At 36.9% G+C, this 12,590-nt stretch carries 13 protein-coding genes; 11 read left to right on the forward strand and 2 right to left on the reverse strand.

Annotation, left to right across the window (positions count from 1 at the left end; translation table 11 throughout):
- The 6 genes from J7E63_RS28310 to J7E63_RS28335 all read left to right on the forward strand — a co-directional run.
- A partial coding sequence (locus tag J7E63_RS28310; RefSeq protein ID WP_308162042.1) for a sensor histidine kinase occupies nucleotides 1–305 on the forward strand: 305 nt, incomplete at its 5' end.
- 1 nt (nucleotide 306) lies between these two features.
- Entirely contained in the window at nucleotides 307–1,407 is a 1,101-nt protein-coding gene (locus J7E63_RS28315; RefSeq protein WP_215018565.1) for a response regulator transcription factor, read from the forward strand.
- A gap of 101 nt (nucleotides 1,408–1,508) precedes the next feature.
- Nucleotides 1,509–2,759: an ABC transporter substrate-binding protein gene (locus tag J7E63_RS28320; protein WP_215018567.1), complete on the forward strand. Its 1,251-nt coding sequence runs from the start codon at nucleotides 1,509–1,511 to the stop codon at nucleotides 2,757–2,759.
- 81 nt (nucleotides 2,760–2,840) lie between these two features.
- Complete coding sequence (locus tag J7E63_RS28325; RefSeq protein ID WP_215018569.1) at nucleotides 2,841–3,716, forward strand: carbohydrate ABC transporter permease; 876 nt, start codon at nucleotides 2,841–2,843, stop codon at nucleotides 3,714–3,716.
- Nucleotides 3,713–4,534: a carbohydrate ABC transporter permease gene (locus J7E63_RS28330; RefSeq protein ID WP_215018571.1), complete on the forward strand. Its 822-nt coding sequence runs from the start codon at nucleotides 3,713–3,715 to the stop codon at nucleotides 4,532–4,534. The genes J7E63_RS28325 and J7E63_RS28330 overlap by 4 nt, the downstream gene beginning before the upstream one ends.
- A 92-nt stretch (nucleotides 4,535–4,626) precedes the next feature.
- Entirely contained in the window at nucleotides 4,627–6,117 is a 1,491-nt protein-coding gene (locus J7E63_RS28335) for a glycoside hydrolase family 5 protein (RefSeq protein ID WP_215018573.1), read from the forward strand.
- 410 nt (nucleotides 6,118–6,527) lie between these two features.
- Here J7E63_RS28335 and J7E63_RS28340 read toward each other — a convergent pair whose 3' ends face one another.
- Nucleotides 6,528–6,947: a MerR family transcriptional regulator gene (locus J7E63_RS28340; protein ID WP_215018614.1), complete on the reverse strand. Its 420-nt coding sequence runs from the start codon at nucleotides 6,945–6,947 to the stop codon at nucleotides 6,528–6,530.
- Between the two features lie 381 nt (nucleotides 6,948–7,328).
- Here J7E63_RS28340 and J7E63_RS28345 point away from each other — a divergent pair, with 381 nt between their 5' ends.
- Nucleotides 7,329–8,369, forward strand: a complete 1,041-nt coding sequence (locus J7E63_RS28345) for an NAD(P)-dependent alcohol dehydrogenase (RefSeq protein ID WP_215018575.1) — start codon at nucleotides 7,329–7,331, stop codon at nucleotides 8,367–8,369.
- A gap of 156 nt (nucleotides 8,370–8,525) precedes the next feature.
- On the opposite strand, the gene J7E63_RS28350 is transcribed toward J7E63_RS28345, so the two are convergent.
- On the reverse strand, nucleotides 8,526–9,428 hold the full coding sequence (locus tag J7E63_RS28350) for a LysR family transcriptional regulator (protein ID WP_215018577.1): 903 nt from the start codon (nucleotides 9,426–9,428) through the stop codon (nucleotides 8,526–8,528).
- A 195-nt stretch (nucleotides 9,429–9,623) separates the two neighbouring features.
- Between J7E63_RS28350 and J7E63_RS28355 the strand changes: the two genes are divergently transcribed.
- The 4 genes from J7E63_RS28355 to J7E63_RS28370 all read left to right on the forward strand — a co-directional run bounded on the left by J7E63_RS28355 (nucleotide 9,624) and on the right by J7E63_RS28370 (nucleotide 12,577).
- Complete coding sequence (locus tag J7E63_RS28355; RefSeq protein WP_215018578.1) at nucleotides 9,624–9,899, forward strand: hypothetical protein; 276 nt, start codon at nucleotides 9,624–9,626, stop codon at nucleotides 9,897–9,899.
- Nucleotides 9,900–10,035: 136 nt separating this feature from the next.
- A complete protein-coding gene (locus J7E63_RS28360; protein ID WP_215018580.1) occupies nucleotides 10,036–10,611 on the forward strand; it encodes a cyclophilin-like fold protein in 576 nt (191 codons plus the stop codon).
- A gap of 24 nt (nucleotides 10,612–10,635) precedes the next feature.
- Complete coding sequence (locus tag J7E63_RS28365; protein ID WP_215018581.1) at nucleotides 10,636–11,805, forward strand: MFS transporter; 1,170 nt, start codon at nucleotides 10,636–10,638, stop codon at nucleotides 11,803–11,805.
- A gap of 64 nt (nucleotides 11,806–11,869) precedes the next feature.
- Nucleotides 11,870–12,577 (forward strand): SDR family oxidoreductase, encoded by a 708-nt coding sequence (locus J7E63_RS28370; RefSeq protein WP_215018583.1) that lies wholly within the window; start codon nucleotides 11,870–11,872, stop codon nucleotides 12,575–12,577.
- Nucleotides 12,578–12,590: the final 13 nt, after the last annotated feature.

A 12,590-nucleotide genomic window follows, 5' to 3' on the forward strand; every position in this document is an offset into this window, starting at 1 on the left:
ACAACTATCTTGACAAACACCGGAACATTACCATCTCAGCTGAAGCTATTAATGAGGGAGAGATGTTCTTAACAATAGGAGACAACGGTCTAGGAATGACAAAAGAACGGTTAGAGTTCATACAATCGGAGCTAACTTTAGGTACGAAAAAAGCGATACGTTCTGATTCTAATATTGGTTTAAATAATGTAAATTCGAGAATTGGTTTACAATACGGCCCTTCCTATGGGGTGAACATTCATAGTATTGAGGGACAGGGGACGACTGTTCATATTCATATGAAAATTCTTAGGGAGGAAGACTAATATGATGAGCTATAAAGTTATCATTATAGATGATGAACCATGGACAAGGTCTGTTATTAAACATCTTGGGAATTGGAGTCAATTGGGGTTGGAAGTTGTAGCAGAGGCATCTGATGGTGAGTACGGATATGAACTAATTACTAGTCTTCGACCAGATATCATTATTACCGATATCAAAATGCCCCACCTCGATGGCATTGAGTTACTTAAAAAGTTACGTGGCGAAAAAAATAATGCAAAAGTAATCATCATTAGCGGCTTTGATGATTTTATGTATTCTAAAAGTGCCATCCAGTTAAAGGCTAATGATTACTTACTAAAACCGATAAGGCCGGAGGAACTTAATGAACAACTTGAGCGTTGTGTAGAAGAATTAATGAAGGAAGGCAAGAAAGAACAGAAACCATTTCTTGATTTAAATGGCTTTATGAATGTCAAGTGGATAAAAAATTATATGGAATTTCGATCTGCTATTTATGATTGCCTTTGCTTAATTAATCAAGATGCGATGAACCGAAAATTCATTGAAATGGAAGAGTTTATTTTAAGCAATGAAAGAAATAAAATTGAGAAAAGTTTAATCATCTTTATTTATTATGATCTGCACAACTCGTTACAACGCTTTATTGTCAATAGTGGTCATAGTGTTCAAGAGATATTTGAAGAAGAGGTCATTTCATTTGTATTCAGTCAGGAATGTACATTAGAGGATACTCTTGCTTTTATTAAAAATTTATATTCTAAAACATTAGTAAAAGTAAGTTACCTTAGAAAAGCAAGAAGTAGAATCAATATCAAGCAAATCGAAAACTATATCCATCATCATTATCTTTCTAGTATTACTTTGGAACAAACGGCTAAACATTTTTTTATTACAAAAGAGTATCTGAGTAAGGTGTTCAAAGAGGAGACTGGAATGAGCTTTTCTGATTATGTCTTGAATTTAAGAATGGAAAAAGCAAAGGAGCTGGTGATTAAGTCTAAAGCTCCAATAAAAGATGTTGGAAATATGTTGGGCTATTCTGATCTAGCTCATTTTTATAAGGTATTTAAAAAGTATTTTGGCATTACTCCCGGAGAAATGCAAAAGAGATTAAAATAATACAATAAAACAGATTATCAATGTATAAAGACGGCTCGGATTAGAATTTAGTATATTTAGGGTGAATTAAAACACATACAATTTGAAAGGGGTCCATTCGGATGAAGAAATTAGTCACTTTATTGCTGGTATTTTCTATGACGGTTTTGGTTGCGGCTTGCGCGAACAAAAACTCTTCGACTGAGGTTTCTTCTGAAGCAGAATTAAATGTAATGATGAGTTTCCCTCAGTATATGAATGAGTGGGAAGAGTACGCTAAACAATTTGAAGCGAAAATGCTTAAGGAAGAGAACATCAAAGTAAAAGTTAATTTAGAAATGCCGAGTTCTGACCAATATGAGAGTGTATTGCAAGCACGTCTTAGTGGAGATGATGCTCCAGACCTCTATACACTGCACAGCAATAATATTTCCACCTATTATAAAGCCGGATATTTAACCGACCTTTCCAATGAACCCCTTGCATCGAAAATTTTTGATAACGTAAAAGAGACGGTTACCTTTGATGACAAACTTCTTGTCGTTCCGATTGAAAGCCAGGCATGGGGAGTCCTGTATAATAAGAAAATATTCAGAGACCTAAATCTGAAAACTCCTGAAACGTTGGATGAGTTGAAACAGATTACCCAAACCTTAAAGGACAATGGTTACACTCCGTTTATGCTTGCCTATCAAGAGCAATGGGTGCCTCAATTAATGACAGCGCTTACTTTAGGCGGTAAGGTTTCGGGGGAAGTGCCTGATTGGGTAGATAGAATGAATGCAGGAAAGGCTTCTTATGATGAAATGCGTGATATCTTTGGTCCGATTGACTTGATCATGAAAAATGGTACGAAACGTGCGATGGAACAAGGATCTGAATCGGGTTCTGCGGAATTTTCTAACGGGGCGGCGGCAATGTATGTGCAGGGAACATGGGCTGCTGGTACGATTATGGAAGCGAACCCTGATATGGAACTTGGGGTGTTTCCGTTACCAGTGAATAACAATCCAAAAAGTACGTTAATCAATCTGTCTACTTCCACAACATTAGCTGTTTATCCTAATAGCAAGGAAAAGGAACTGGCTCTTAAATTTGCAAACTATGTATTGGATGATCAAGGCTCATCTCCTTTATTTGAAAAACTTAAATTTAATCCTATTGCATCCATGCATAAGTATAAAATTGAGTCCTGGGTTGAAGACGCTTACAAGTACGTAGAGGAAGGGCGTTCTTACAAAGATTTAGTTCTGCCTTCGGCTGTAACCGATGAGCAGGGGAAACTGCTCCAGGAATATTATGTAGGTTCCATTACAAAAGATAAGTTTATTTCTAGGATGGATGAAGTATATAAGGCTGCTGTTAAGAAATAGTCTTTGCATAAGTTGGGTTTGAAATAAAGGGGGGACGGGCGTTCGTCTCTTTCATTATCTTATAAATGGAGGAAGTTAAGGGTGAAAGGTAAGAATCAGAATAAAATATTGTTTTTATTTACTTTACCAGCACTTATTACTTATGCCATTTTCAAGTTATATCCTGCTATTTCAGGAATCTATTACTCGTTAACCAATTGGAATGGTTTATTAAAAAACTATGATTTTATCGGACTTGAAAATTTTATAGAAGTTTTCAGGGACGAATCATTTTGGCACTCTATGGTCTTTACCCTTAAGTATGTTGTTGTTAGTGTGTTTGTCTCTAATATTTTAGCTCTTCTTTTGGCCGTATTTATTGAATCAAGAAAAAGAGCAAGAGGCTTTTTCCGTACTATGTTTTATATGCCTAATATGATCAGTATGATTATTGGCGGGTATATGTGGATGTTCATTTTTACCAAGGTAATTTATTATATAGCCGATAACTGGGGAATTACCATCCTCGACCAATCATGGATTGGTGACCCGAAGTATTCTTTTATGGCAATCATCATTGTTGCCAGCTGGGGAACCGTTGGATACTTGATGATTATTTATATGGCAGCTCTTCAAGGTGTACCTATACAGCTGAAAGAAGCTGCAGCTTTAGATGGTGCTAATTCCTGGCAAGTATTTATAAAAATCGTGTTACCCATGATTCAACATGCTTTAACCATTTGTGTATTTTGGGCGTTAAATTCGGGGTTTCAGGTGTTTGATGTAATCTATTCATTAACAGGAGGGGGACCAGGAAGAGAAACTCAGTCCGTTGCGATTAATATTTATGAAGAGGCATTTAATGGAAATGTCCGTTACGGCTATGCGACTGCTAAATCGACCATATTATTTCTTGTGGTCTTTCTCATTACCGTTATTCAACTTAGAGTAATGAAGAGAAGGGAGCAGGAGCTATGAAGAGAGCAGGGAATATTTTAGTTTATACCTTTTTAATCGTGATGATGGTGTATTGGCTCTTCCCTTTATTTATCGCTTTTATGAATTCTTTTAAAACCAATGGTGAGCTATTAATGAATGTAATGTCACTTCCAAAAGAATGGCATTTAGAAAATTATCTACGTACTTTTGAAAAGATGCACTATTTACGCAGTTTATTTAATACGATAGTACTTGCTTCGATAGGTGTTGCTTTCATGATCTTGTTTTCTGCGATGGCTGGTTGGAGATTAGCACGGACGAAAACAAAACTATCAAACTTTATCTTTGCGCTATTTGTTTTTTCAATGCTCGTTCCGTTCAGTTCAATCATGATTCCTTTATATAAGGTCATGTTAGTATTCAGCATTAAGAACTCTTTAATCGGGTTATCATTTGTCTATGTAGGGCTTGGAGTTAGCATGGCCATATTTCTATATCATGGGTTTGTTAAAACCATCCCTGAAGAACTAGAGGAGTCCGCCTTAATCGATGGATGCAATTTATACCAAACATTTTGTTATATTGTTTTTCCGTTATTGAAGCCTATTACCGTGACCATTTGTATCACCAATGTGCTGTGGATTTGGAATGATTTCTTACTCCCGCTGATTGCCATTTCAGATAACGAAAAATATACGTTACTTTTGTCAACGAATACGTTATTTGGACAATATAGCAATGACTGGACGGCAATACTTAGTGCCCTCATTTTAGCTGCGATTCCTGTGATTATTTTTTATGCATTTTTCCAAAAAAGCATCCTAAAGGGTATTGCTGACGGAGCCACGAAAGGGTGATGACATTGAATTTTATTAGAAGAAGGGGGCGTTCCCTATTCTGTGGGGAGCAACCTATACAACTTCGCGGATTTGGACTCGGAGGCTGGCTGTTGCCTGAAGGGTATATGTGGAAGCTCTACACAAAATGTGACCGTCCGCGCCGTATGGAAAAACTTATTGAGGAGATATGCGGTAGAAAGTATGCAGAGTTTTTTTGGGAAAAGTATTTTACTTCCTATATAACAGAAAATGATATTAAGCTGATAGCGGATCAAGGATATAACTCGGTAAGGCTACCTTTAAACGCCCGTCATTTGTATGATAATCAAAATGGAAAGATTATATGGAAAGAGCGTGGCTTTTCATATATTAATCTATTAATTAAGTGGTGCAAAAAGCATGAAATCTATGTCATTCTTGATATGCACGGAGCCCCAGGAGGACAGACGGGTACCAATATTGATGATAGTCAGGACGACCAGCCTGAATTATTTATACAAAGGCAATATCAGCTTGATTTTATTGCCTTATGGAAGGAAATTGCAGCTAGATACTCCAATGAACCGATTGTAGCCGGCTATGATCTCTTGAATGAACCATTACCTAACTGGTTTTCTTCCTATAATAATCAGGTTGTTCCACTTTATAAAGAATTGATTCATGCAATAAGATCGGTAGATAACAATCACCTTATCATTATTGAAGGAGTCCATTGGGCAACGGATTTTTCTATATTCGACAGTGTCGAGGTAGAAAAATTGGATGATAATGTAATGCTTCAATTTCATAAATATTGGAGTCCACCTGATCAAGAAAGTTTACAGTATTTTCTTGACTATAGCGAAAAGTTAAACCTTCCTTTATTTATGGGCGAAGGCGGAGAAAACAACCTTATGTGGTATTCAGCGATTTTCCCACTCTACGATAGACTGAACATCTCATGGTCTTTTTGGACCTATAAAAAAATGGACTGTACCAACTCTCCTGTTTCTTTTGCAAAACCATCAGGCTGGGAGCAATTAATAGAGTACATTGATGGGAAAAGAAAGCTATCCAAAAAGGAAGCAACGAAAATTTTCAACCATTTTCTTCAATGCATACAGATTCCAAACATTAATCATTCTGTTTTTCGAAGTCTTCAATGTCAAGCCCCTATTAGAATCCATTGTGAATTCTATGTCGATTATTCGATAAAGATACCTCGACAAAGAGGAGCTCACCTTCGTAGTGTTGATTCTGTAAGTATCTTGTTTGAAAATGGTAAAGAAGCTGTTCCAGATTATAAACGTTACGGTGGAGAGGCTGAACCTCAGGAAGAAAATGTAATAGTGAAGATTCATGAAGGTGAAAGTCTTACGTATGAATTTAGAACAGATAAGGTGAGTGAATCCATCCAATTCTCCATTCGTGCCCGAGGAAAAGGGCAATTACAGTCAAATTGTAAAAATGAACAGTATACCTTGAATGTTAGAAATGAATGGTCCCATGTAACATTTCCAACCTATACAATTGTAGAAAAAGGGAGTCATAGATTAAACATTTTATGCAGTGAAGGGAGCCTATACTTAGATTATATTGATATACAAAAATTAAAAGATTAGGGGTTCATTTTTGTCAAATTACACCCTTGATTATGGAATACCAAGAATTTATTGCAAAAGAAACAGATAATACTATGAGAAGATTAGATGGCGGCATTAGTAATATCGTTTACAGTATAGAAAAGGTTAATCTATAGAAAGAAGGAAATGTCCCTAATTAATTTCACAACGGGGGCATTTCTTTATAATTTGATCTAATTTTAACGAATTCTACTAGAAGTCCCACTCCTCAAGGAATGAAGTAAGTAGGTGGGACATATGGCTTATTTATTTGATTGAAATGAAATGTGCTGTTAGGAACAATAACCATAGAAGCTTGCTAAATTTAGAGATACGTTAAGTGACAGTAAATGATACAAACAGAACCACCTGTATTTTTAATAGACAGTTATGAAATACAGTGGTTTCTATTAATTAGTAAGTAATGGAATCCCTATTTTATCTTTTTTATGAATATCTTCCGTTCCGCCATCCAATGCAGTCTTGTAATAAAAGCATTTATGCTCGATGACTTCCATTGTTTTTTTTAGTTCTTCCATCTGTGCTTCAACATGAGCTTTTCGGTCTAAAAACATGTCATATCTTTGTTGCAACGTGGAATCCCCATCAGAACACCAATCAATGAAAGTTTTAATTTCCTTAATAGGCATCCCGGTTGCTTTCAGACATTCAATTACTTTTAAAGCGTCGATATCGGATTCTTTAAACACTCGTGTTCCGCTGGGTGTCCGCTCTACAAAAGGAATTAGACCCTCCTTGTCGTAGTAACGCAAGGTATAAACTGTTAAATTTAATTCTTTTGCAACTTCGCTTATTGAATATGTCTTCATCATTTTTCTCCTATTCTTAATGATATAGACTTCGAGTTAACTCTATGGATGAGGAGATTTTATCATGGTATTTTCATAATGTCAAAGTCTCCTTACAGGAAATTATAACTTGTCTCTGTTTTACGCAGAAATACTTAGTAATAAAAGAATATAGGTAGTTATAGGCCTATTGGCATGGGTTGAAACCATTGTGGTCAGGGGATCTTCAAAATGAATCTAAACAAATCTCTTGACCTAGAGTTAACTATAAGGATTAATATTGTTCTGCAGGAGAGAAAAGAAGGGATAGAAGGGAATGAAGGGGAATTTTAACCTGAGTTCTTCATTTATATCCGGTACAAGCCATTCTCTTGAAAAATATAAATAATTGGAGGTTTTTTTATGATAACTGCTAAAGCGCGAGCCGTAGACGGTCCAGACAAACCGTTTCGAGCTGCTGAAATTAAAAGACGCGATCTTGATTCGCACGATGTTCTGATTGAAATTAAATATGCGGGCATTTGCCATTCTGACATCCATACTGCTCATGGCGAATGGGGGCCTGTGAATTATCCACTCGTGCCTGGACATGAGATTGCGGGAATTGTCACAGCTGTAGGAGCAGAGGTCACAAAGTACAAGCTCGGTGACCGGGTAGGGGTCGGATGTATGGTTGACTCATGTGGCGAATGTGAAAATTGCCGTAAAGGAGAAGAACAATACTGTCTCAATGGAAATGTACCCACCTACGCTGGTGTTGACAAATACGGCGAGCCAACTCAAGGTGGTTATTCTACCCACATTGTCGTAACTGAGGATTTCGTAGTCAGAATACCTGATAGCATTGAGCTTGACGCGGCAGCACCATTACTTTGTGCAGGTATTACGACATATTCTCCATTAAACCATTGGGGAGCTGGACCAGGTAAGAAAGTAGCGGTTGTTGGATTGGGCGGTCTTGGTCATATGGCTGTTAAAATTGCACATGCCATGGGCGCCGAGGTAACCGTTCTATCACAATCATTGAAGAAAAAGGATGATGGCTTGGAATTCGGCGCTGACAACTACTATGCCACAAACGACCCAGAAACATTCGAGAAACTTGCCGGATCGTTTGACTTAATTATTAACACTGTAAGTGCAAAAATTGACATTAATGCTTATTTCTCACTGCTAACGCTGGATGGTACACTGGTCAATGTCGGTGCACCAGCGGAGCCGTTGTCAGTTAACGTATTCTCACTTATCGGTCATCGCCGTTCATTTGCAGGTTCAATGATTGGAGGAATCCGTGAGACTCAGGAGATGTTAAATTTCTGTGCAGAACATAACATTGTCCCTAAGATTGAAGTAATTTCAGCCGACCAAATTGACGAAGCATACGAACGCGTATTAGCTTCAGATGTGAAGTATCGATTTGTGATTGACACCAGCACAATTTGAGTTAAATGATAAATTCTAATGTTAGTTTCGAGGGATGTCCAAAAAGCCTAGCTTTTTGGACATCCTTTTATATATGTTGCTTCAAAGTAGTATTCATACTACTCTCTTATTTTTTGAAAATGGGTATTACGGACCCAACAGAAGTGGAGGCTTTCGTCAATTTAAGGTATTTGAAAATTTCGACTGAATTACTTTTAAAAACATATCAGCAGCAGCGGAAAAAACCTGATGCTTTTTCCAAACAATATTTAAGCCAGATTCAAGTCTTGGCTCTAGCGGTCTAAAACAAAGGTTACTATCACTAGATGTATTCACTATTTTATCAAGAGTTATTGCATAACCAATGCCCTCATCAACCATAATGGCAGCACTATAGGCAAGATTGTAGGTAGTCACGACATTTAATTTATCAAAATCTTCACCAAACCAATCCGCAAATTCATTTTTAGAAAATGTCTGTTTCATAGCCTGTCGTGAACAGATCAGCGGAACATTTAATAAATCCACTGCTTGAATGGAATCTTTGTAGGCAAGAGGACTGTCTTTCCTCATAACAACGCCCCAAACATCTTTACCAGGGATATTGAAATAATTGTATTTTGATAAATCTGCTGGTTGAATTAAAATACCAAAGTCAAGCAATCCCTTATCAAGCCTTTCGGTCACATCGTCTTCGTTTCCGCTGTAGAGGTGATACCGGATATTGGGGTAACTTAACTGTAAATCTTTTACTACCCGTGCAATCTGTCGCATAGCATCTGTTTCCCCACCACCTATGAAGACATCACCACTTATTGTTTCTTCCATGGAACTAAACTCTGTCTCTAATTTATCGACCATATCTATGATTTCTTCTGCTCTTTTTCGCAGAAGCATTCCTTCATCTGTAAGAAAAATACTGTGACTACTGCGAATAAATAATTTTTTCCCTAACTCTTGTTCAAGGTCTTTTAATTGTCTTGACAAGGTTGGCTGTGTAACATGCAAAAATTCAGCAGCAGCCGTCATGCTTCCTTCTCTTGCAACAGTAAGAAAATAGCGCAAAACTCTTAGTTCCAAAAAAACACCCTCCTTTATGATGTTTTAGTATATACGTTTTTGAAATACTCATCAAGCATATCATGATATAAGATATAAGCATTGGCTATATCAAAGGGCCATAGCTAGAATAAATAGTAATAACAACAGTAGAAAGGATGGTGCTTAGTATTTCTACTATTAAAAATAAAGTTATTGTAATTATGGGTGCATCAAGTGGACGGCACTAGCCGTATTCGCACCATTGGGTTGCGTATTTTGGCGGTGATAATTATTGCCTATGGGGTGCATGCTTCCTTCGAGAGAGAAATGAGTACAAAGCTAATGATTTATAATCCATTTGGTAGTTGGTCCAATGATAATTCTATTATCAATTTTTTAATTGACTACTTATCAATTATGGGAGTCTATGTTGGTGGGACGCATTATGCATTGAAATTTATTCAAAAGCAGGAAACACAGAACAGACAATCTAAAATAGCCTTAAAGTGAAGGATATCAAAATTTTTGGACCGGTTTTTCAGGCATAGGTTATAGGCTCAATAAGAGCATTTATAATCACTTCTAGATTTTTGGTTATTCTTCAGGTTATTTTCAAACCATTTGTACGGATAAATGAGGAGGAGAAATGGTGGGAAAAGGGTTTAAATTCACACTTTTGTCTATATTGGGGATTTCAACGTTCCTTACAGCTTGCGGAAGTAGTAATAATGGGAGTGAAAACAATGATGATGTTACTCCAAATAAAAATTCAAGTGGTGAACAAATAGTTAAAATCGATGTGCAGGACAAACAGAATAGTAAGGATTCAACAATTGATAATGGAGGTTTAGTTATTATGGAAGATGTTAAAGTCAAATTGACATTTAACAACGAGGAAGTAATGGTGAATATGTATGATAATTCGGCAAGTAGAGATTTTTTAGCTCAATTGCCGTTAACGATAACATTAGAAGATTATGTAGGTAAAGAGAAAATTAGTGTTTTACAAAAAAGATTATTGGCAGATAATGTGCAATCCGGAAACCAACCAGAAAAAGGAGACTTTGCTTATTATTCTCCTTGGGGAAATTTGGCTATTTTTTATAATGGTTTTGGGGATGCCACAAATGATCTTATTATACTAGGTATGATTGAATCTGGAAAAGAAAACTTTGAAAAAATTCATGGTGATTTCACAGTTCATATTGAAAAAGTCGATTAAAGGAAGAGAGTTGGAGGAATTTTCTTGCAAAAACAAAATAATTTACTCATATTTATATTAACCATCGGAGTCTTCGGCATCTTAAATACAGAAATGGGGGTTATTGGAATATTGCCTTCCATTGCTGATCACTTTCATGTCAGTGTATCAAAAGCAGGATGGCTGGTGAGTTTTTTTGCCCTTGTTGTTGCAGTATCTGGTCCAACGATGCCTTTATTGTTTTCAGAGATAAATCGGAAGAAGGTCATGTTACTTGTACTAGGTGTTTTCGTTTTGGGAAACATTGTATCCATATTTACATCTAACTTTACCATTCTATTAATTGCTCGGATAATTCCAGCCTTTTTTCATCCAATTTATTGTTCTTTGGCATTTACAGTAGCGGCTGCCTCAGTAAGTAAAGAAGAAGCTCCAAAAGCTGTTTCCAAAGTATTTATAGGAGTATCTGCCGGTATGGTAGTCGGTGTACCAATCGCAAGTTTTATTGCTAGTGCAACTTCTTTACAAATGGCGATGGTATTCTTTGCTATTGTAAATATTTTGGCATTCGTTGCTACCTTACTATTTGTACCCTCTATGCCTGTTAAGGAAAGACTTTCTTACGGAGCACAATTATCGGTATTAAAAAAATCTATTACTTGGCTTTCGATTGTGTCTGTCATTTTATTAAACTCAGCCGTATTTGGAGTTTATAGTTATCTTGCAGATTATCTGAAAACTGTTACGAATATGTCTTCCAATACCATTAGTCTAATATTATTCGTATACGGCGGAGCCAATATTATTGGAAGCATTGTCGCAGGGAAGTTACTTACTAAAAATGCGATCAAATCTGTAGTGACATTTCCTTTTGCATTGGGAGTTGTTTACATCCTATTATTCTTTTTTGGACAATTTACCGTACCAATGGCTATCATTACTTTAATTTGGGGAATTTTAGCTGGAATAGGGGGCAATATTAACCAATATTGGATTACGTCTTCAGCTCCCGAAGCTCCTGATTTCGCAAATGGCTTATTTTTAACATCCGCCAATTTAGGAACAACATTTGGCGCAGCAGTAGGCGGGCTAATTATATCGGATATGGGCACACAATATGTCGTATTGGTGGGATTCCTATCATTGATATTAAGTTTGGTAACTATTTTACTAAGAAACTACATGTTTACCCCTACACAACAACTTTCAAAATAAGGAGTATCCCCTATTAGATTTTTAGATACCACTCAATCTGAGAACAAGAAATGGAGGATTTAAAATGTCAAAAGATATAAAAGTTGCACTGGTCACCGGCGGGAATCGAGGAATTGGATTTGAGTTGGTCAAGCAATTGGCGTTGAATGGTTTTAAGGTCATTTTGGCAAGTCGTGACCCAGAAATGGGTCATGAAGCTGCGCAAAGACTTAAGGAATCAAATCTGGACGTTTCGTTTGTGGTGATGGATGTAGATAATCAAGAAAGCATCCATCAAGCTGCAATTATAGTAAATGAGCGGTATGGAAGATTAGACGTATTGATTAATAATGCTGGCGTGTATCTGGAGGAAAATAAAAAGTTAGTGGCAATGGACCCTTCCGTTCTGGAGAGAACAATGACAACCAATTTCTTCGGCGCTTACCATGTTATCCGTTCCTTTATTCCCCTCATGGAAAAACAAGGCTATGGGAGAATCATTAATGTTTCTTCAGAATATGGGGCTTTGAGCGAGATGTCTTATCAAGGAGTAGGCGCTTATAAGTTGTCTAAATTTGCCCTAAATGGATTGACACGATTGGTAGCAGCTGAAATCAATGGGGATATCAAAATAAATGCAGTCGATCCGGGTTGGGTAAGCTCAGATATTGGTGGACCAACGGCTCCAAGATCTCCCAAACAAGCTGCTGATTCTATTCTTTGGTTAGCGACTGTTGGACCCGAAGGACCTAATGGGGGATTCTTTCGAGATGGAAAACGAATCGATTGGTAACCATGTCGGCCAT

It is taken from the genome of Bacillus sp. ISL-75, assembly GCF_018613095.1.